This is a genomic window from Burkholderia sp. KJ006 (assembly GCF_000262695.1).
GTDB lineage: Bacteria > Pseudomonadota > Gammaproteobacteria > Burkholderiales > Burkholderiaceae > Burkholderia > Burkholderia vietnamiensis.
Genome location: NC_017920.1, coordinates 754,499 through 774,361 on the forward strand (window position 1 = coordinate 754,499; position 19,863 = coordinate 774,361).

16 protein-coding genes are annotated in these 19,863 nt (G+C 69.6%); 9 read left to right on the forward strand and 7 right to left on the reverse strand.

The annotated features are described in order from the left end of the window. The first annotated feature begins 79 nt into the window (after nucleotides 1-79). From MYA_RS31685 to fahA, 6 genes are read left to right on the forward strand one after another with little or no spacing between them, the layout of a single operon-like run. Complete coding sequence (locus tag MYA_RS31685) at nucleotides 80-346, forward strand: hypothetical protein (RefSeq protein WP_155416633.1); 267 nt, start codon at nucleotides 80-82, stop codon at nucleotides 344-346. A 7-nt stretch (nucleotides 347-353) separates the two neighbouring features. After that, complete coding sequence (locus MYA_RS03430; RefSeq protein ID WP_014722515.1) at nucleotides 354-2,030, forward strand: FAD-dependent oxidoreductase; 1,677 nt, start codon at nucleotides 354-356, stop codon at nucleotides 2,028-2,030. Nucleotides 2,031-2,070: 40 nt separating this feature from the next. Then, on the forward strand, nucleotides 2,071-2,301 hold the full coding sequence (locus MYA_RS03435) for a DUF2783 domain-containing protein (RefSeq protein ID WP_011883434.1): 231 nt from the start codon (nucleotides 2,071-2,073) through the stop codon (nucleotides 2,299-2,301). Further along, nucleotides 2,298-3,659, forward strand: coding sequence for an MFS transporter (locus MYA_RS03440; RefSeq protein WP_014722516.1), 1,362 nt, complete (start codon nucleotides 2,298-2,300; stop codon nucleotides 3,657-3,659). Before MYA_RS03435 ends, MYA_RS03440 begins: the two co-directional genes overlap by 4 nt. 15 nt (nucleotides 3,660-3,674) lie before the next feature. Next, the gene (gene hmgA / locus MYA_RS03445; RefSeq protein ID WP_014722517.1) at nucleotides 3,675-5,009 is read left to right on the forward strand and encodes a homogentisate 1,2-dioxygenase; all 1,335 of its coding nucleotides are present in this window, start codon (nucleotides 3,675-3,677) and stop codon (nucleotides 5,007-5,009) included. Beyond that, complete coding sequence (fahA, locus tag MYA_RS03450) at nucleotides 5,006-6,310, forward strand: fumarylacetoacetase (protein WP_014722518.1); 1,305 nt, start codon at nucleotides 5,006-5,008, stop codon at nucleotides 6,308-6,310. Before hmgA ends, fahA begins: the two co-directional genes overlap by 4 nt. Nucleotides 6,311-6,577: 267 nt before the next feature. Here the strand turns inward: fahA and MYA_RS03455 are convergent, their stop codons facing one another. The 5 genes from MYA_RS03455 to MYA_RS03480 form a co-directional block, all read right to left on the reverse strand. Then, nucleotides 6,578-7,738, reverse strand: a complete 1,161-nt coding sequence (locus MYA_RS03455; RefSeq protein ID WP_014722519.1) for an MFS transporter — start codon at nucleotides 7,736-7,738, stop codon at nucleotides 6,578-6,580. 118 nt (nucleotides 7,739-7,856) lie between these two features. Then, the gene (locus MYA_RS03460; RefSeq protein ID WP_034194475.1) at nucleotides 7,857-9,026 is read right to left on the reverse strand and encodes an MFS transporter; all 1,170 of its coding nucleotides are present in this window, start codon (nucleotides 9,024-9,026) and stop codon (nucleotides 7,857-7,859) included. Nucleotides 9,027-9,460: 434 nt separating this feature from the next. After that, nucleotides 9,461-10,198, reverse strand: coding sequence for a 5,6-dimethylbenzimidazole synthase (bluB, locus tag MYA_RS03470; RefSeq protein WP_011883447.1), 738 nt, complete (start codon nucleotides 10,196-10,198; stop codon nucleotides 9,461-9,463). Between the two features lie 155 nt (nucleotides 10,199-10,353). Beyond that, nucleotides 10,354-11,352, reverse strand: coding sequence for a 2-hydroxyacid dehydrogenase (locus MYA_RS03475; protein ID WP_014722522.1), 999 nt, complete (start codon nucleotides 11,350-11,352; stop codon nucleotides 10,354-10,356). Nucleotides 11,353-11,382: 30 nt separating this feature from the next. Further along, nucleotides 11,383-12,369 (reverse strand): LysR family transcriptional regulator, encoded by a 987-nt coding sequence (locus MYA_RS03480; protein ID WP_014722523.1) that lies wholly within the window; start codon nucleotides 12,367-12,369, stop codon nucleotides 11,383-11,385. A 705-nt stretch (nucleotides 12,370-13,074) separates the two neighbouring features. Between MYA_RS03480 and MYA_RS03485 the strand changes: the two genes are divergently transcribed. Beyond that, complete coding sequence (locus MYA_RS03485; protein WP_014722525.1) at nucleotides 13,075-14,286, forward strand: pyridoxal-phosphate-dependent aminotransferase family protein; 1,212 nt, start codon at nucleotides 13,075-13,077, stop codon at nucleotides 14,284-14,286. Nucleotides 14,287-14,342: 56 nt separating this feature from the next. Here the strand turns inward: MYA_RS03485 and MYA_RS03490 are convergent, their stop codons facing one another. After that, nucleotides 14,343-15,278 (reverse strand): helix-turn-helix domain-containing protein, encoded by a 936-nt coding sequence (locus MYA_RS03490; RefSeq protein ID WP_034194478.1) that lies wholly within the window; start codon nucleotides 15,276-15,278, stop codon nucleotides 14,343-14,345. Between the two features lie 133 nt (nucleotides 15,279-15,411). Here MYA_RS03490 and MYA_RS03495 point away from each other — a divergent pair, with 133 nt between their 5' ends. After that, a complete protein-coding gene (locus tag MYA_RS03495) occupies nucleotides 15,412-16,302 on the forward strand; it encodes a DMT family transporter (protein WP_014722528.1) in 891 nt (296 codons plus the stop codon). 365 nt (nucleotides 16,303-16,667) lie between these two features. Here MYA_RS03495 and MYA_RS03500 read toward each other — a convergent pair whose 3' ends face one another. Further along, nucleotides 16,668-17,882, reverse strand: coding sequence for an MFS transporter (locus MYA_RS03500; RefSeq protein WP_011883456.1), 1,215 nt, complete (start codon nucleotides 17,880-17,882; stop codon nucleotides 16,668-16,670). Between the two features lie 371 nt (nucleotides 17,883-18,253). On the opposite strand from MYA_RS03500, the gene xdhA reads away from it, so the two are divergent. Next, nucleotides 18,254-19,852: a xanthine dehydrogenase small subunit gene (gene xdhA / locus MYA_RS03505; protein ID WP_014722529.1), complete on the forward strand. Its 1,599-nt coding sequence runs from the start codon at nucleotides 18,254-18,256 to the stop codon at nucleotides 19,850-19,852. The last annotated feature ends 11 nt before the right edge of the window (nucleotides 19,853-19,863 follow it).

The following is a 19,863-nucleotide window of genomic DNA, read 5'->3' on the forward strand; positions in this document are numbered from 1 at the left end:
TTAGCAGCGCCCGTCGGGCTCGGCTCGGCGTTTCTCTCATATGGTTATCCCGTTGCCGAACCCATCGCTAGGGTTAACGTTGATTTCACTATACGTAATTGGTTTTACTATTCGTAAATCCAAAGATTTGTTGCCGATCAAGAAAAGCGGCGTTCGGGCGCCGGCAGCGGCGTCGTTTCCCGAACCGAATCAACCAGGAAGCAAGGAGCGAGACGTGGCGGTGGACAGCAGGCGGATGGAGCAGGGCAGGCCGCGCGAGCGGTTGAAGGCGGGCACGAAGGCGGCCATGAACGGCGGCACAAGCGCGGCGGCGCCGCGCGTGCCGGCGCACGTGCGGCGCGGCTGAGGAGCGGATGGCGACCATGAGCATCGATTACCAGACGCTGAAGTTCGATTACCGGCCGCGCGCGGCGCGGGCCGCGCAGGCCGATGCGGCCGTTCACCCGGTGATCGTGGTGGGCGCGGGCCCGGTGGGCCTGGCCGCCGCGATCGATCTGGCGCAGCGCGGTGTGCCGGTCGTGCTGCTCGACGACGACGACACGCTGTCCACCGGCTCGCGCGCGATCTGCTTCGCGAAGCGCACGCTCGAGATCTTCGACCGGCTCGGCTGCGGCGAGCGCTTCGTGGACAAGGGCGTGAGCTGGCACGTCGGCAAGGTGTTCCTGCAGGACGAGCAGCTTTACGCGTTCGACCTGCTGCCCGAGCAGGGCCACGCACGCCCGGCGTTCGTCAACCTGCAGCAGTACTACGTCGAAGGCTATCTGGCCGAGCGCGCGTTCGAACTGCCGAACCTCGAGATCCGCTGGAAGCACAAGGTGACGGGCGTCGCGCAGTCGGCCGAGCACGCGGCGCTGACCGTCGAGACGCCGGAAGGCATCGAGACGCTGCGCGCGCAGTACGTGATCGCGGCCGACGGCTCGCGCAGCCCGCTGCGCGCGGCGATGGGGCTCGAAAGCCGCGGCCGCACGTTCAAGGACCGCTTCCTGATCGCCGACGTGAAGATGAAGGCGGAATTCCCGACCGAGCGCTGGTTCTGGTTCGATCCGCCGTTCCACCGTAACCAGTCGGTGCTGCTGCACCGTCAGCCGGACAACGTGTGGCGCATCGATTTCCAGCTCGGCTGGGACGCCGACCCGGTCGCCGAGAAGCAGCCGGAGCGCGTGATCCCGCGCGTGCGCGCGCTGCTCGGGCCGGACGCCGAATTCGAGCTCGAATGGGTCAGCGTCTATACGTTCCGCTGCCAGCGGATGGATACGTTCCGTCACGGCCGCGTGCTGTTCGCGGGCGACGCGGCGCACGGCGTGTCGCCGTTCGGCGCGCGCGGCGCGAACAGCGGCGTGCAGGACGCCGACAATCTCGCGTGGAAGCTGCAGCTCGTGCTCGACGGCCGCGCGCCCGAGCGCCTGCTCGACACGTATGCGAGCGAGCGCGAGTTCGCCGCGGACGAGAACATCCGCAACTCGACGCGCTCGACCGACTTCATCACGCCGAAGAGCGCGGTGTCGCGCGTGTTCCGCGACGCGACGCTGAAGCTCGCGCGCGACTGCGAATTCGCGCGCCGGCTCGTGAACAGCGGCCGTTTGTCGGTGCCGGCCGTGCTGACCGATTCGCCGCTGAATACGCCCGATCGCGCCGGCGACGCGTTCGCGTGCGCGATGCGTCCCGGCGCGGTCGCGGCCGACGCGCCGGTGCGCGCGCAGCAGGCGTCCGGCTGGCTGCTGCGTCATCTCGGCGACGGCTTCGCGGGCGTGCTGTTCGGCCTGCCCGGCGATGCGGGCGCGCTCGCGCAGGCGCTCGACGGTCTCGCGCTGCCGGTGCGGCCCGTGCTGATCGTGCCGGCCGGCCATGCGCAGGCGGTGCCCGGCGTCGACGTCCTCGAAGACGTCGACGGTCTCGCCGCGCAGCGCTACGACGCGCAGCCCGGCACGTTCTACCTGCTGCGCCCGGACCAGCACGTGTGCGCCCGCATGCGCGCGCTCGACCGGCACGCGATCGCCGACGCACTCGCCCGCGCGAGCGGCGCATGCTGAACCCGCCTCGAACACGACAACGACACCGGAGACACCCGACATGCCCCCCCTCGACACCCGCCCGCGCCTGGCCGACCCGGACGCGTTCTACGAAGCGCTGATCGACATGCATCGCGATTTGTCGGACGCCGACAGCCAGCTCGTCAACGCGAAGCTGATCCTGCTGCTCGCGAACCAGATCGGCGACGCCGACGTGCTGCGCGAAGCGATGGCGCTCGCGCGCCAGGGCGTGAATCCGCCCGTGCATCCGAACGCCGAGGTGGCGCAATGAGCGCGGCGCCGGCCAACGCGCGCGTGCTCGAAGTCGAGCGCGTGATCGACGACACCCATCGTCCGGGCTTTCACTGGATGCTGTTGGTGCTGTGCGGGCTGTGCCTGGTGGTCGACGGCTTCGACGCGCAGGCGATGGGCTACGTCGCGCCGAGCGTGATCGCCGAGTGGCATGTGCCGAAGCAGGCGCTCGGGCCGGTGTTCAGCGCGAGCCTGTTCGGCATGCTGCTCGGCGCGCTTGGGCTGTCGGTGCTGGCCGACCGCATCGGCCGGCGGCCGGTGCTGATCGGCTCGACGCTGTTCTTCGCGGTGACGATGCTCGCGACCCCGTTCGCGAGTTCGATCCCGGTGCTGATCGCGCTGCGCTTCGTCACGGGCCTGGGCCTCGGCTGCATCATGCCGAACGCGATGGCGCTGGTCGGCGAGTTCAGCCCCGCCGCGCACGGCGTGAAGCGGATGATGATCGTGTCGTGCGGCTTCACGCTGGGCGCCGCGCTGGGCGGCTTCATCAGCGCGGCGCTGATTCCGGCGCTCGGCTGGCGCGCGGTGTTCTTCGTCGGCGGCGCGGTGCCGCTCGTGCTGGCGATCGCGATGCTCGCGCGGCTGCCCGAGTCGCTGCAGTTTCTGGTCCTGAAAGGACGCGTCGCGCAGGCCCGCGACTGGCTCGCGCGGTTCGCACCGCACGCCGGCATCGATGCCGACACGCGGCTCGTCGTGCGCGAGCGTGCGACGAGCGGCGCGCCGGTCGCCGAACTGTTCCGCGCCGGCCGCCTGCCGGTCACGCTGCTGCTGTGGTCGATCAGCTTCATGAACCTGATCGACCTGTACTTCCTGTCGAACTGGCTGCCGACCGTGATGCGCGACGCCGGCTATACGCCCGGCACGGCGGTGATCGTCGGCACGGTGCTGCAGACGGGCGGCGTGATCGGCACGCTGTCGCTCGGCTGGTTCATCGAGCGCTACGGCTTCGTGCGCGTGCTGTTCGCGTGCTTCGCGTGCGCGGCCGTGTCGGTGGGGCTGATCGGCTCGCTCGCGCATGCGCTGCCGTGGCTGCTGGTCGTCGTGTTCGCGGGCGGCTTCTGCGTGGTCGGCGGGCAGCCGGCCGTCAATGCGCTGGCCGGCCAGTATTACCCGACGTCGCTGCGCTCGACCGGCATCGGCTGGAGCCTCGGCATCGGCCGGATCGGCTCGGTGCTCGGGCCGCTCGTCGGCGGCCAGTTGATTGCGCTGAACTGGAGCAACGGCGCGCTGTTCCATGCGGCCGCGCTGCCCGTGCTGTGCTCGGCGCTGTTCGTGCTCGGGCTGGCCGGCGTCGCGCGGCGCGGCAGCGCGCACGCGGCGAATGCCGCGATGAATTGATGGAGAAAGGAAACGATGACGCTTGACCTGTCGAAACCGGCGACCGCCGGCTACCTGAGCGGTTTCGGGAACGAATTCGCGACCGAGGCGCTGCCCGGCGCGCTGCCGCACGGCCGCAACTCGCCGCAGCGCGCGCCGTACGGGCTGTATGCGGAGCAGCTGTCGGGCACCGCGTTTACCGCGCCGCGCGGCCACAACCGCCGCGCGTGGCTGTACCGGATCCGGCCGGCCGCCGTGCACCGGCCGTTCGAGCCGTTCACGGGGCGGCAGCGGCTCGTCGCGGAGTTCGGCGACTCGGCCGACGTGCCGCCGACGCCGCCGAACCAGCTGCGCTGGGACCCGCTGCCGATGCCAGTCGAGCCGACCGATATCGTCGAAGGGCTCGTGACGATGGCCGGCAACGGCTCGGCGGCCGCGATGAACGGTTGCGCGATCCACCTGTATGCGGCGAACCGCTCGATGCAGGACCGCTTCTTCTACAGCGCCGACGGCGAATTGCTGATCGTGCCGCAGCAGGGGCGGCTCTTCATCGCGACGGAGTTCGGCCGGCTCGACGTCGAGCCGGCCGAGATCGCGGTGATTCCGCGCGGCGTGCGCTTCGCGGTCGCGCTGCCCGACGGCGACGCGCGCGGCTACATCTGCGAGAACTTCGGCGCGCTGCTGCGTCTGCCGGACCTCGGCCCGATCGGATCGAACGGGCTCGCCAATCCGCGCGATTTCCTGACGCCGCAGGCCGCGTACGAAGACCGCGAAGGCGCGTTCGAGCTGATCGCGAAGCTGAACGGGCGCCTGTGGCGCGCGGACATCGGCCACTCGCCGTTCGACGTCGTCGCATGGCATGGCAACTATGCGCCGTACAAGTACGACCTGCGGCTGTTCAACACGATCGGCTCGATCAGCTACGACCATCCCGATCCGTCGATCTTTCTCGTGCTGCAGTCGCAGAGCGACTCGCCGGGCGTCGACGCGATCGATTTCGTGATCTTCCCGCCGCGCTGGCTCGCGGCCGAAGATACGTTCCGCCCGCCGTGGTTCCACCGCAACGTCGCGAGCGAGTTCATGGGCCTCGTGCACGGCGCGTACGACGCGAAGGCCGAAGGCTTCGTGCCGGGCGGCGCGAGCCTGCACAACTGCATGTCCGGTCACGGGCCGGACGCCGATACGTTCGAGAAGGCGTCGGCGATCGACACGACCCGCCCGCACAAGGTTGACGCGACGATGGCGTTCATGTTCGAAACCCGCACGCTGATCCGGCCGACGCGCTACGCGCTCGACACCGCGCAGCTGCAGGCCGACTACTTCGAATGCTGGCAACGCATCGAGAAACACTTCAACCCGGAGCAACGATGAGCGACACCCGAGACTGGCGTGCGACGCTCGACCCGGCTCGCAAGAGCTGGGTCGACACGGCGAACGATCCCGCCTGCGATTTCCCGATCCAGAACCTGCCGTTCGGCATCTTCAGCGACGCGGCGCAGCCGGCGCGCCGCGCGGGCGTGGCGCTCGGCGACCGGATCGTCGACCTCGCCGCGCTCGCGCGCGCGGGCCTCGTGACGGTGCCGGCCGGCGCCGACGTGTTCGCCGAGCCGACGCTCAACGCGTTCATCGCGCTCGGCCGCGATGCGTGGCGCAGCGTGCGCGTTCAGCTGTCCGAGCTGTTCGCGCGCGACGCTGCGCGGCTGCGCGACGACGCGGCGTTGCGTGCGCGCGTGCTCGTCGCGCAGCGCGACGCGACGCTGCATCTGCCGGTCGACATTCCCGGCTACACCGATTTCTATTCGTCGAAGGAGCACGCGACCAACGTCGGCTCGATGTTCCGCGATCCGAAGAATGCGCTGCTGCCGAACTGGTCGGAGATGCCGATCGGCTACAACGGCCGCGCGTCATCGGTGGTCGTGAGCGGCACGCCGGTGCGGCGGCCGAACGGGCAGCTGAAGCTGCCCGATCAGGAGCGCCCGGTGTTCGGCGCGTGCCGCAAGCTCGACATCGAGTTCGAGACCGGCTTCATCGTCGGGCGGGGCAATGCGCTCGGCGAGCCGATCGCCTGCGAGGATGCCGAAGCGCACATCTTCGGGATGGTGCTGTTGAACGACTGGAGCGCGCGCGACATCCAGCAGTGGGAATACGTGCCGCTCGGCCCGTTCAACGCGAAGACCTTCGCGACGACGATCTCGCCGTGGATCGTCACGCTTGACGCGCTCGAACCGTTCCGCGTCGCGCAGCCCGAGCAGGCGCCGCAGCCGCTGCCGTATCTGCGGCACGCGGGCAAGCATGCGTTCGACATCGCGCTCGAAGTCACGCTGCGGGCGGACGGCGCCGCCGAGCCGACGTCGATCTGCCGCACCAACTTCCGGCACATGTACTGGACGATGGCGCAGCAACTCGCGCATCACACGGTCGCGGGCTGCAATACGCGCGTGGGGGACCTGATGGGTTCGGGCACGATCAGCGGGCCGACGCGCGACTCGTTCGGCAGCCTGCTCGAGCTGACGTGGAACGGCAAGGAGCCGCTCGTGCTGAAGGGCGGCGGCAGCCGCACGTTCATCGAGGACGGCGACGAGCTGACGCTCGCGGGCTGGTGCGAGGGCGATGGCTATCGCATCGGCTTCGGGACGTGTACGGGGAAGATCCTGCCGGCGCGTAGCGCGTAGCGGATTGCCGCGCGACGGGTCGCGCGCAGTCCGGAACGGCACGGCGGCCCGCTTGATGCGGGCCGGTTTCGTTTTTATTGGCGGGGGCGGGAGGGGATAGGGCGCTGAGTATGTGTCGCTGGCCACAGGTCACGGATTGCGGGCCACGCGCCACGAGTCACGAGTCACGAGTCACGAGTCACGGATCACGAACCTTGAACCATGCGCGTTCGGCGCAGCGCCCGCGCCGCCGCGTGTGAACATCGAGGCCGTCCGCCGGCCGCCGCGTCAGATCGCGCGCCGCAACGCCGCGCGTCGCTCCCACAATGCGGCCGCGACGAACGCCGCGACGCAGCCGACCAGCACACCGATCAGCGCATTGCTGCCGAGTTGTTCCATCAACGCGCCGGCGACGAGCGGCCCGCCGAAGCTCGCGGCGCTCCACGATGCCGAGACGAGCGAGCTCGCGGTGACGAGCGCCGCGCCGCGGAAGCGCTCGCCGCATGCGACCAGCGACAGCGTGTAGATGCTGCCGGCCGCCGCGCCGAGCACGAACAGCAACGGCCAGCACAGCCACGGGTTCGCGATCACCAACGGCAGCAGCGGCAGGCCGGCGAGCACGATGCAGCCGGCGCCGAGATGCACGCGCTCGCGACCGAGCTTGTCGGCGAGCCAGCCGATCGGGAACTGCATCGCGGTGTCGCCGCACAGCATGATCGACGCGAGCAGCACCGCGGTCGCGCTCGCGACGCCGTGGTCCATCGCGTAGAGCGGCAGCAGCGACAGCGCGAGCGTGTCGAACAGCGCGAAGAAACCGGTGCCGATGATCAGCGCGGGCATGCGCGGCAGCACCGCGAGCCAGCTGTCGTGGGCGGCCTGGCGCGCGTCGTCGCCGGCCAGCGGCGCGCGCCGGATCGTCGCGAGCGTCGGCAATGCAAGCAGGAACAGCGCGCCGCACAGCGCGAAGCGGATGCTGGTGGCGCCCGCGATCTGGCTGACCAGCACGGGCCCGGCCATCTGGAACAGCGTGAAATTGGTCGCATAGATCGCGACCACGCGGCCGCGCGTCGAATCGTCGGCGAGCTGGTTGACCCACGCTTCGCCGATCGTGAACAGCAGCATCAGCGCCGCGCCGCACAGCACGCGCAACACGCCCCATACGATCAGGTTCGACGTGAACTGCATCAGCGTGGTGGCCGCGGCGAGCAGCACGACCGACACGACGATCGCGCGGCGCGCGCCCAGGCGCCGCGCGAGCGCGGTGACGAACGGGACGATCGCGAGGCCGCCGAGCGCCTGCGCGGCGGTCAGCATGCCGACCACGTTGGTGCCGTGGCCGGCTTCGGTCAATGCGAGGGCGGTGAGCGGCAGCGTCGCGCCGGTGCCGAGCCCGACCACCGCGACGCTCAGGATCAGCGCGACGAAATCGCGGGAGAGAACGTTTTTCATCGGGCCGGATGCTACACCGCGGACCTTGAAAGGTCCATGAAGGCCGTCATGCGCGCATGGTTGCGCGCGAAACGCAATGCGGCGGCGCCGTGCGGGCGCCGCGTCGCGCGTCATGGCGTCACACGTACCCGGCGGGCGCGCGGGCCGGACGGCGTTCGAGCGACGCCGACCACAGCGTGAGCGCGAGCGCCGCGACCGCCATCGCGACGCCGACCCACGGCAGGCTCACGAGCGGCACGCCGGCGCCGATCGCCGCGCCGCCGAGCCATGCGCCGGTCGCGTTGCCGAGGTTGAACGCGCCCTGATTGAGCGTCGACGCGAGGTTCGGCGCATCGCTCGCGCGGTCGACGATCAGGATCTGCAGCGGCGGCACGATCGCGAACGCGAGCACGCCCCATACGAAGATCGTCGCCAGCGCTGCGAACGGCACGTGCATCGTGCCGGCAAACAGCGCGAGCACGATGCCGATCAGCGCGAGCGTCGCGATCAGCGACGGCATCCGGCGCCAGTCCGCGAGCCGGCCGCCGAGCGTGCCGCCGACGGTCAGGCCGAGCCCGAACAGCAGCAGCACGTAGGTGACCTGGTGTGGCGAGAAGCGCGTCACGTCCTCGAGGATCGGCGTGATGTACGTGAACACGCTGAACAGGCTCGCGGACGCCAGCACGCTGATGCCGAGCACCATCAGCACCTGCGGGTGCCGCAGCACGCCGAACTCGCGCGTGATGCTGGTGTCGGGCATCGCGAGATGCTTCGGCAGGCACACGGCGAGCGCGGCCGCCGCCGCGATGCCGATGCCGGTGACGGCCCAGAACGTCGCGCGCCAGCCGTAGGCCTGACCGAGCGCGGTGCCGAGCGGCACGCCGAGCACGTTCGCGAGCGTGAGGCCGGTGAACATCAGCGCGATCGCCTGCGCGCGCCGGTTCGGCGCGACGAGGCTGCTCGCGACCACCGAGCCGATCCCGAAGAACGCGCCGTGACAGAACGCGGTGACCACGCGCGCGGCCATCAACACCGCATAGCCGGGCGCGAGCGCGCACAGCAGGTTGCCGGTGATGAACAGTCCGATCAGGCCCATCAGCGCGCGCTTGCGCGGCATCTTCGCGGTGACGACCGCGAGGATCGGCGCGCCGATCGTCACGCCGAGCGCGTAGCCCGACACGAGCATCCCGGCAGCCGGGATCGACACGCCGAGGTCGCGCGCGACGTTCGGCAGCAGCCCCATGATCACGAATTCGGTGGTACCGATTCCAAATGCGGCGACGGCGAGGGCGAAAAGAGGCAAGGGCATCGCGATGGGTCAGGGAAAGAGCCGCGGCCGGGATTCGGCGCGGGATGCGCACGATGGCTGGGCGGGGACGTCAGCCGCGATTCTACGTGAGAGAAAACCCGGACGCTCGGGGCCGGAACGTATTGTTTCGCGGGCCATGCTGGGGCGGCCGACGTCACGCTACGGTGGGGATTTCGATGGGCGCGATTGCAGGCGCAGTGCGATGTAGCGATGCCCGGCGGTGCGGCGCTCGGCGCCCACGCAGGGGCCGCGACCATTGCTCGCGCGGCATGTCCGGCGGAGTGGCGGCGGAGCTAGAGGTACCGCCACGGTGGCGGATTTCGACGGGTGCGATCGCAGCGGCGCAGCACGATGTCGCGATGTAGCGATGTAGCGATGTAGCGATGTAGCGATGCCCGGCGCCGCCGCGCTCGGCGCCCACGCCGGAGCGGTGGTCATTGCCCGCGCAGCATGTCCGGCGGCGCGTCGGCGGCGTGCTCCAGCGTTGCCGCGCCGTCGCGGGTCGGCGTCGATTCGGCGCTGGGGTTCGCCTGCGCCGGTGCGTCCCAAGTGTTTTCGAACAGGCACGCTTCGATCGGCATCCGTGCGGCCCAGCGTTGCTGCTCGAGCATCGGCTGCGCGTAGAACGCGTCGACGTGCCCGATGCACAGCACCGCGATCGGCTGCGCGCCGGCCGGCATGCCGAGGAGCGTGCGCAGCGCGTCGACGTCGAACAGCGACACCCAGCCCATGCCCAGCCCCTCCGCACGGGCGGCGAGCCACATGTTCTGGATCGCGCAGGCGGCGGACGCGAGATCCATCTCCGGCAGCGTGCGGCGGCCGAACACGTGGCGCTCGCGATCGTCGGTGAGCGCGACGACCAGCAATTCGCCGCATTCGCGCACGCCTTCGACTTTCAGCCGCATGAACTCGTCCTGGCGCTCGCCGAGCGCGTCGGCGGTCGCGCGGCGCTCGGCCTCGACCAGCCCGTGAATCGCGGTGCGCAGCGCGGCGTCGGTGATGCGGATGAAGCGCCACGGCTGCATGAAGCCGACGCTCGGCGCGTGATGGGCCGCGCGCAGCAGTCGCGCGAGCGTGGCCGGATCGACCGGCGCCGACGTGAAGTGACGCATGTCGCGCCGTTCGAAAATGGCCCGGTAGACCGCGGCGATGGCGGAGTCGTCGAAACGCATGGGGGAGCGGGAGCAAAGGGAAGTCGGCGCAACGATAGCAGAGCGCGGGCGCCGCGCGTTACATCAGGCGAATGAATGGGTCGGCGCGATGCCGGTGCGGTGGGTGTGGAGCGGAGGCACGCGGAACGCCGCAAGCCGAAAGCCAACCCCGCGCTTCAGCGCCCGCCAGTGACGACGTTGGTCGGCGCGCCCGCGCGCCATGCGTCGATGTTCAGCAGCGTCGTATGTGCGATCTCGGCGAGCGCCTCGCGCGTGAAGAACGCCTGATGCGACGTGACGATCACGTTCGGGAAGGTCAGCAGCCGCGCGAGCACGTCGTCCTGCAGCGGCAGGTCCGAGTGATCCTCGAAGAACAGGCCGCTTTCCTCCTCGTACACGTCGAGCCCGAGATGACCGAGCTGGCCGCTCTTGAGCGCCTCGACCAGCGCCTGCGCATCGACCAGCCCGCCGCGCCCGGTATTGATCAGCATCGCGCCGTGCTTCATGCGCGCGAGCGTCTGCGCGTTGATCAGATGATGCGTCGACGGCAGCAGCGGGCAATGCAGGCTCACGATGTCCGATTGATGCAGCAGCTCGTCGAGTTCGACGTAGCGCGCGCCGAACGCGATCAGCTCGTCGTCGTGAGGCGGCAGCGAATGCGCGAGCACGCGCATCCCGAAGCCCATCATGATCTTGGCGAACACGCTGCCGATCAGCCCCGTGCCGACCACGCCGACGGTCTTGCCGTGCAGGTCGAAGCCGAGCAGCCCGTTCAGCGAGAAGTCGCCCTCGCGCGTGCGCGCAACGGCGCGCGGCAGCCGGCGGTTGAGCGCGAGGATCAGCGCGACCGCGTGCTCGGCGACCGCGTGCGGCGAATATGCGGGCACGCGCACGACCGCGATGCCGAGCCGCTCGGCAGCCGCGAGGTCGACGTGGTTGAAGCCGGCCGAGCGCAGCGCGATCAGGCGCGTGCCGCCGTCGGCGAGCCGCTGCAGCACCGCCGCATCGACGGTGTCGTTGACGAACGGACAGACGACGTCGTAACCGTGCGCGAGGATCGCGGTCTCCGCATCGAGGTGCGACGGCTGAAAGTGCAGCCGATAGCCGAACTGGCGGTTTGCGGCGGTAAACGACTCTTCGTCGTACTGCCGGCTGCTGAACAGGATCACACGCACGCTGCACCTCCGATGGCTGACGCGTGCAGTTTACTGCAGGCCAGCCGGCCGCCCAGCGACGAGATCGGCGCGCTCGGGGGTGCGCAGGAAGCCGTATTCGGAGCGCTCCTGCGCCGCCTGCTGCCCGAAATGCTCGAGCGCATGTTCGACGAAGCTGCGCGTGCGGGCCGGCACGTACTGGCGATTCGGATAGACGAGCGACAGCTGCGCATCCGGATCGTCGATCCGATAGCCGGGCAGCAGCCGCACCAGCGTGCCGGCGGCGAGCGCATCGGCGACGCACGACTCGGGCAGCACCGCGATGCCCGAGCCGGCGAGGGCCGCCGCGTGCACGAGCGCGAGCTGGTTGACGGTGCACGCCGGGCGCACCGTGACCGAATGCGCGGTGCCGTCGTGGCCGACCAGCCGCCACGCGGGCGCATGCTGATGCGGCGCGAGCGCGACCCAGTCGTGACCGGGCAGGTCGTCGGGCGCGCGCGGCTCGCCGCGCCGTTCCAGATACGCGGGCGCCGCGCACGCGACGAACGGGTTCGGCGCGAGGGTGTGACCGATCAGCGTCGGATTGCCGTCGAGCCGGTCGCCGGTGACGATGCCGACGTCGTAGCCCGAATCGAGCACGTCGAGCGGCCCGTCGGCGACGGTCAGCTGCACGCGCAGTTCGGGGTAGCGGTGCCGGAAACCGCTGACGAGCGGCGTCAGCGTGAGCGGCGACAGCAGACCCGACGCGACGACGCGCAGCGTGCCGGCCGGCTCGCGCACCGCGTGCGCGACGGACGCCTCGAGATGATCGAACTCCTCGAGCAGCGCACGGCAGCCGTCGAGGTAGCGCAGCCCGGCTTCGGTCAACGACAGGTTGCGCGTGGTGCGGTGGATCAACCGCGTGTTCAGATGGGACTCGAGCATCGCGATCGAACGCGTGACGAGTGCATTGGACACGCCTAGATGGTGCGCCGCGCGCCGGAAACTCTGCTGCTCGGCAACGCAGACGAACACTCGCATGGTCTGAATCTGGTTCATGTCTCGCGTATTTCTGGCCCGGTGGATTGATTTTGCTTGGAATTTTTCGTCGCGCGACCGGGATTGCCGGTGTGCGTCGTCCGATTTTCGTTCGTATCGAAAAAGCGGCTCTCGATTCCGCAGACGATTGTTCATTACGAAGGCGATATCCGTCAACCTGAGAAAATGGGCGGGTTGCGGAAAATCGAAATCGCGGCTATCGGATTTACGCGGCGGTCTCGTTGGTTTCCCGGCAGTATTGAAGCCGGTAGTTCGGTATCTGAATGTTGCTCAGCAAAATCAATGATTTATCGGTTTTGTACGATGCTTCGCAGCGGTAATTTTCGAACTCTGTCACTAATAGATGCCGCGATAATCGATGTTTTTCCGGCGTATCGGCATTTGGTGGATCCATTCGGTCCGCGCGGTTTTTATCCTGATGCGGCGTATTTCCGACTAATTGGGTCGTCTATTACTGAAGCGGGCGCATCCGCACGCACTGCAATATGGCCGGGAAAATCGCCTGTACCGGGCCGCGGCGGGGCTGCCGGCGTGCTCGCTCGCGATGCGCGGCCGGCTGGCCCGGTCGTCCGACCGGGCCAGCGTCGCGCCGTCCGGCCGCGCGCGCCTCTTGCGCGCGGGCGCGGAACACGGAATCATCGATCGATCCGCCATGCCCTGTGGCGGGCGACGCTCGTGCGTCTTTCTTCATCTTTTTTGCCAGCCATGTCCCTCGACCATTCGCCGATTCCCTGTCCCGTCGTCGTGCCGCTCGACGCGATCCTGCCCGAAGAACCGCTGCTGATGATGGGCGCCGGCCCGGTGCCGATCCCGGCCGCGGTCGCGAAGGCGAACACGATCGTGATCAATCACCTCGGCGCGACGATGGCGAAGATCATCGAGCAGGTGAAGGAGATGGCGCGCTACGTGTTCCAGACCCGCACGAAGTGGGTGCTCGGCGTCGCCGGCCCCGGCTCCGCCGCGATGGAAATGGCGATTTCCAACCTCGCCTGGCGCGGCACGCGCGTGCTGTCGATCCGCAACGGCTTCTTCAGCGCGCGCATGGCCGAGATGGCCACGCGCGTCGGCGCCGACGTCGCGACGCTCGAAGTGGCCGACCGCTCGGTCGCGAGCCTCGACGAGATCGCCGACGCGATCGCGCGCGAACGCCCCGAGATCGTCACGATCGTGCAGGGCGAGACGTCGAACACCGTGTGGAACCGCGACCTGCGGGAGATCGCGGCGCTCGCGAAGGCGGCCGGCGCGCTGGTGGTCGTCGACGCGGTGTGCACGCTGTCGACGATGCCGCTCGAGATGGACGCATGGGGCATCGACGCGGTCATCACGGGCGGCCAGAAGGGGCTGTCGTCGATTCCCGGCGTGTCGCTGATCGCGTTCTCCGACGCCGCGTGGGACCGGATGAAACAGCGTCCGGAGCCGAATGCGCACTGGTGCCTCGACATGGCGCTCGCGGAAAACTTCTGGCACAACGCGGGCTACCACTACACCGCGCCGGTGTCGGGCGTGCTCGCGCTGCACGAGGCGCTGCGCCTCGTGTGCGCGGAAACGCTCGAAAGCCGTTTCGCGCGCCATCTGCGCTGCACGCTGGCGCTGCAGGCCGGCATCGAGGCGATGGGCCTCGCGCTCTACACGCCGAAGGAATGCCGTCTCAATTCGGTGGTGGGCATCGAGACGCCGGCCGGGCTCACGCCCGGAATGGTCTGCGGCCACATCTCGAAGCAATATCAGGTCGAGATCTCCGGCTCGTTCGGCTTGCCGATCGTGCGGATCGGCCAGATGGGCGAGCAGTGCCGCGAACACAACCTGTTCCGCACGCTGCATGCGTTCGGCCGGACGATGGTCGATCTGAAGGTGCCGGTCGACCTGCCCGCAGGCGTTGCCGCGCTCGAGCAGGAACTGTCGCGGCGCGGCACGTAAGCGCGACCGGCGGCGCGGCGCCGCTGTCCCGCGGCGCGATGCGCGGTGCGCGGTGCTCAGCCGCCCCGCATCGCGCGCCGGTATGCGTTCGGCGTCGTCCCGTGCGCGTCGCGAAAGCGGTGGCTGAAATGGGCGGCGTTCGCGTAGCCGCACTCGGCGGCGACCTGCGCGAGCGGCAGCGCCGTCGTGCGCAGCAGCAGGCGCGCGCGGGCCAGCCGCTGCTCGGCCACCCAGGCGTGCGGCGCGCGGCCGAACGACAGCCGGAACATCCGCGAAAAGTGATATTCGGACAGCGCGGCGACGTTCGCGAGTTCGCCGAGCGTGAGCGGCTGCGACAGGTAGCTGTCGATATAGTCGCGCACGCGCCGGCGCACGGCGGGCGCCAGGCCGCCGCGCAACGGCGCGTCGGCGCGCGCGGCGCCCTGGCCGCGCAACAGCAGGCTCAGCACGTCGTGCGCGGCCTCGTTCACGCGCAGTCGCCCGTCCGCATCGTCCCAGCGCTCCAGTGCGAGCGAACGGAACTGCGCGGCGACGCGCGCATCCTCGAAATAGGTGCGGTCGGCGAGTTTCAGTTCGCGCGGTTCGCGGTCGAGCTCGCGGATCGCGCGCTGCGTGAAGTGCTCGGGCAGAAAGTACAGGTGGATGAAGTGCATCTCGCCGCGCACCCACCAGCGCGATTCATGGTCGCCCGGCAGCGTGCACAGCAGGCTCGGCGCGCCGTAGCGCGGCACGCGCTCGCGCTCGGTCCGGTAGCCGCCGTCGAGATAGCACGACAGCGTGTGGTGGCCGGGCTGTTCGTAGACCGTCTCGCTTTCGTCGGTGATGCGCGTCCATTCGGCGATCGCGAGGTGGTCGCCGAGCCACGTGAAGCGCTCGAGCGTCGCGTTCGCGTCGGCGAGCGTGCGGCACACCGACTGCAGCCCGAACGGCATCGTGTCGCCCGCGAGGGCGGCGGCGTGGTCGACGGGCGGAGCGTACAGGGGCGAACTCATGGTGCGACGAGTATAAGCGCGCGCACCGCGTGCCGTGCGCCGGAGCGAAAAAGACCGCAAATCCGGACAATGCGTGCGCGCGGCGCGGCCGCATAGTCGGAATCCGTTCCACTCGTTCCGCTGCGTTGCCGCCATGAATCTGTCGCTTTACTTCATCACCGTGCTGATCTGGGGCACCACCTGGATCGCGATCAAATGGCAGTTGGGTGCCGTGCCGCCGCCCGTGTCGATCGCATGGCGCTTCTGGCTCGCCGCCGCCGTGCTGTTCGCGCTGCTGCGCCTGATGCGCCGGCCGGTGCGTCCGCCGCGCGAAGCGTGGCGTTATCTCGTCGCACAGGGCGTCGCGCTGTTCTGCCTGAATTTCCTGTGCTTCTACTATTCGGAGCAGGTCGTGCCGAGCGGACTCGTCGCGGTGATCTTCTCGACCGCGCCGCTGCTGAATTCGATCAACGGGCGCGTCTTCATGGGGCGGCCGCTGCGGCCGTCCGCGATCGCCGGCGCGCTGCTCGGGCTGACCGGCATCGCATGCCTGTTCTGGCAGCAGATGGCCGGGCATCTGGACGACCACGCGACGTGGATCGGTCTGGCGATCGCGTTCGCGGGCACGATGTGCTTCTCGGCCGGCAACCTGCTGTCGAGCCGGATGCAGGCGATGGGGCTGCACCCGCTCGCGACCAACGGCTGGGCGATGCTGATCGGCGCGGCGATCCTGACGGTCGGCAGCGCCGCGGCCGGATTGCCGTTCGCGCTCGATCCGAGCCCGCGCTATCTCGGCGCGCTCGTCTACCTGGCCGTGCCGGGCTCGGTGATCGGCTTCACCGCGTACCTGACGCTGGTCGGCCGGATCGGGCCGGAGCGCGCCGCGTACTGCACGGTGCTGTTCCCGATCGTCGCGCTGGCCGTGTCGACGGTATTCGAGGGTTATCAGTGGTCGCCGCTCGCCGTGGTGGGGCTGCTGCTCGTGGTGGCCGGCAATCTGGTGGCGTTCGATCTGACGCGCCGGCTGTTTCTGCGCACCGCGTGACGGCTGCGCTGAATGAAAGGCGCCCCGCGCGAAGCGGGTTGAGGGCTGGTTCGCGCCGTGGGCGGAAGATGGTTGCTCGGCATGCAGATGGGGTCGGCCTGTTGGCCTGTCGGGCCGCCAGCCCGATGACGGCCTGATGGGCCGTTAGCCCGAAAGCCGTACAGCCTGATGGCCCGAGAGCCCGAGAGCCCGAGAGCCCGAGAGCCCGAGAGCCCGAGAGCCCAAAAGCCCAAAAGCCCAAAAGCCCAAAAGCCCAAAAGCCCCACGACCCGACTGCCGCCGTTGGCCCAGCCCCGGCGGCTAGTCCGCCGGGGCTGGGCCAACGGCCCACCAGCTAGCTCGACAGCCGCCCGCCGTACCGCCCCTCAAGCCGCCGCGCCGCTCCCCGCCACGCGCGCCTGCCGCTGATACAGCACCATCGACAGCGCGACGCCCGCTGCGGCGGCCGCCGCAGCGAACAGGAACACCTGCGGATAACCGAATGCGCCGGCGATGTAGCCGGCGAGCGGGCCGGTGATCCCGAGCGACAGGTCGAGGAACACCGAATACGCGGACAGCGCCGCGCCGCGGCTCGCCGGCGGCACCAGCGCGACGGCCTCCACGCCGAGCGCCGGGAAGATCAGCGCGAAGCCGAACCCGGTGAGCGCCGCACCGACGAGCGCGACGTGCGGCACCGGCGCGAGCCACAGCAGCAGGAGGCCCGAGGATTCGAACGCGAACGACACGATCGCGACGCGGAAGCCGCCGTAAGTCTTGATCATGTTCGCGAACAGCAGGCGCGCGCCGATGAACAGCGTGCCGAACACGGTCAACGACAGCGCCGCGTTGGGCCAATGGCGCGCCGCGTAGTAGAGCGTGACGAAGGTCGCGATCGAGCCGAAGCCGGCCGAGCCGAGCGCGAGACCGAGGCCGTGCGGCAGCACGCGCGTGAACACGCTCGCGTACGACATCCGTTCGCCGTGCACGAGTGGCACCGCGTCGATCAGGCGGGCCAGATAGAAGCCGGCCGCCGCGAGGGCGATCACGAGCACGCCGATCAACGCCGGATTGAGCGCGTGCGCGATCGCGACGCCGACCGGCGCGCCGAGCGCGAGCGCGCCGTAGGTCGCGATGCCGTTCCACGAGATCACCTTCGCGTTGTGCGCGATGCCGACCCGGCCGATGCCCCACAGGATCGCGCCGGTGCCGCACAGGCTTTCGCCGACGCCGAGCACGAGCCGGCTGCCGATCAGCAGCACGAGGCTCGCGGCCGGCCAGCGCGCGAGCAGCAGCGCCACCAGCAGCAGCACGCCCGACACGCCGCAGCCGATCAGCCCGCGCAGCACCGTCTGCTTCGGCCCCAGCGTATCCGCGAAGCGCCCGGCGAGCGGACGCGACGCGAGCGTCGCGAAATACTGGACGCTGATCGCGGCGCCCGCGACGATCGCGGAATAGCCGAGATCGTCGTGGACGAAGCCCGGCAGCACCGCGAGCGGCAGCCCGATGGTCAGATAGCAGACGAACGTGAAGCAGACGACGGACACGATTTGCAGCGTGACGGCGAGCCCGCTGCGCGGCGGTGTGGCGGAATCGGTGGACATGGGGTCGGATTAGATGAACGAAGCGCGACGACGATCGAGGCAGATGCAGCCAAACAGGGAATCCGGATTTTCCCATGGAACCGGTTTTCCCGCAGGTACTACTTAGTTAATCGTGACCCCGTTTTCGCTCTGCAACGGACCCGGCGAAAACAGCCAGAGGCGCACCGGCACGCCAGCCTGCGCCACGCGCGACGCGCATGCCGCGCAGCTGGCGGCCCCGCCGCCCACATATCGCGGCCGTGATATGAGCCGCATGCGCGTTCGGCTATGGGTTGCGAAATTTGACGGTGATAGCGTGCAAACTGTCAGAGAAACGTCGGTCGTGCGCTGAGCGCCGGCCGCCTTGCCCCCACTTGAACAACGATTGAGACATGAGTGAGCCGATCCGCTTCTACCATCGTCACGCGGTCCGCGAAGTCAGCGGCGCGGACGTCACCCGCACCGTGCTGCAGTATCTGCGCGAGGATGCGCACTGCACCGGCACCAAGGAAGGCTGCGCGGAAGGCGACTGCGGCGCGTGCACGGTCGTCGTCGGCGATCTGACCGACGCGGGCGCGGTGGCGTTCAAGGCCGTCAACGCGTGCATCCAGTTCCTGCCGACGCTCGACGGCAAGGCGTTGCTCACGGTCGAGGACCTGCGCCGGCCGGACGGCTCGCTGCATCCGGTGCAGCAGGCGATGGTCGATTGCCACGGGTCGCAATGCGGTTTCTGCACGCCGGGCTTCGTGATGTCGATGTGGGCGCTGTACGAGCAGCACGGCCATGAGCGCTGCGGCAGCGCAGCTTCGAACGCATCGTGCGTGCAGAGCGCCGCCGGCGCGCCGAGCGTGCCGTCCCGCACCGAGATCGCCGATGCGCTGACCGGCAACCTGTGCCGCTGCACCGGCTACCGGCCGATCATCGACGCGGCGGTGCGGATGTTCGACGCGAGCGGCGAACGCACGCCGGCGCAGGACTCGCCGGTCGACGCGGCCGCGCTCGCGCGCACGCTGGCGTCGCTGCGGCGCGAGCGCACGTTCGAATACGCGGCCGCCGACGGCGCGCGCTTCGCCGCGCCGCGCACGCTCGACGCGCTGGCCGCGCTGAAGGCCGAGCGCCCCGACGCGCGGCTGTTGGCCGGCAGCACCGACATCGGCCTGTGGGTGACCAAGCAGATGCGTCGCCTCGACGACCTGATCTACGTCGGCCAGGTCGCCGAGCTGCAGCGGATCGTGCACGGCGACGACTGGATCGAGATCGGCGCGGGCGTGACGGTCGAGCGCGCGTATGCGGCGCTCGCCGGCACGTATCCGGAGCTGACCGAAATGTGGAAGCGCTTCGCGTCGCTGCCGATCCGCAACGCGGGCACGCTCGGCGGCAACGTCGCGAACGGCTCGCCGATCGGCGACTCGATGCCGGGGCTGATCGCGCTCGGCGCGCGCGTCGTGCTGCGCGGCGGCGACAGCGTGCGCGAGCTGCCGCTCGACGCGCTGTACACCGGCTATCAGCAGAAGGACATGGCGCCGCACGAATTCGTCGTCGCGCTGAAGGTGCCGACCCGCAGCGGCGCGCGCGCGGCGCTGCAGTTCCGCACCTACAAGCTGTCGAAGCGGTTCGACTCCGACATTTCGGCGGTGTGCGCGGCGTTCGCGTTCATCGCGGACGGCGACACGATCCGCGAGCCGCGCATCGCATTCGGCGGGATGGCCGCGACGCCGAAGCGCGCGCCGCACACGGAAGCGGTGCTCGACGGCGCGCCGTGGCACGAAGCCACCGCGCAGGCCGCGATGCAGGCGCTGGAGCGCGACTACCAGCCGCTCACCGATATGCGCGCGACCAGCGCCTATCGCGTCGATGCCGCGAAGAACCTGCTGTACCGGTTCTGGCTCGAGACGCGGATGCACGACCCGCTGCCGGCGCACGCGTTGAGCGTGCGCGAAGTGGCCGCCGAAACCGGCGCCGAAGCGGCCGATGGCGCGGCGCGCGTCTGAAGACGGAGAAC

Bases quoted from the DNA above. Each gene is read 5' to 3' on its own strand.
- MYA_RS03430 (WP_014722515.1), top strand. From the start codon at position 354: ATGGCGACCATGAGCATCGATTACCAGACGCTGAAGTTCGATTACCGG.
- MYA_RS03435 (WP_011883434.1), top strand. From the start codon at position 2,071: ATGCCCCCCCTCGACACCCGCCCGCGCCTGGCCGACCCGGACGCGTTC.
- MYA_RS03440 (WP_014722516.1), top strand. From the start codon at position 2,298: ATGAGCGCGGCGCCGGCCAACGCGCGCGTGCTCGAAGTCGAGCGCGTG.
- hmgA (WP_014722517.1), top strand. From the start codon at position 3,675: ATGACGCTTGACCTGTCGAAACCGGCGACCGCCGGCTACCTGAGCGGT.
- fahA (WP_014722518.1), top strand. From the start codon at position 5,006: ATGAGCGACACCCGAGACTGGCGTGCGACGCTCGACCCGGCTCGCAAG.
- MYA_RS03455 (WP_014722519.1), bottom strand. From the start codon at position 7,738: ATGAAAAACGTTCTCTCCCGCGATTTCGTCGCGCTGATCCTGAGCGTC.
- MYA_RS03460 (WP_034194475.1), bottom strand. From the start codon at position 9,026: ATGCCCTTGCCTCTTTTCGCCCTCGCCGTCGCCGCATTTGGAATCGGT.
- bluB (WP_011883447.1), bottom strand. From the start codon at position 10,198: ATGCGTTTCGACGACTCCGCCATCGCCGCGGTCTACCGGGCCATTTTC.
- MYA_RS03480 (WP_014722523.1), bottom strand. From the start codon at position 12,369: ATGAACCAGATTCAGACCATGCGAGTGTTCGTCTGCGTTGCCGAGCAG.
- MYA_RS03485 (WP_014722525.1), top strand. From the start codon at position 13,075: ATGTCCCTCGACCATTCGCCGATTCCCTGTCCCGTCGTCGTGCCGCTC.
- MYA_RS03490 (WP_034194478.1), bottom strand. From the start codon at position 15,278: ATGAGTTCGCCCCTGTACGCTCCGCCCGTCGACCACGCCGCCGCCCTC.
- MYA_RS03495 (WP_014722528.1), top strand. From the start codon at position 15,412: ATGAATCTGTCGCTTTACTTCATCACCGTGCTGATCTGGGGCACCACC.
- MYA_RS03500 (WP_011883456.1), bottom strand. From the start codon at position 17,882: ATGTCCACCGATTCCGCCACACCGCCGCGCAGCGGGCTCGCCGTCACG.
- xdhA (WP_014722529.1), top strand. From the start codon at position 18,254: ATGAGTGAGCCGATCCGCTTCTACCATCGTCACGCGGTCCGCGAAGTC.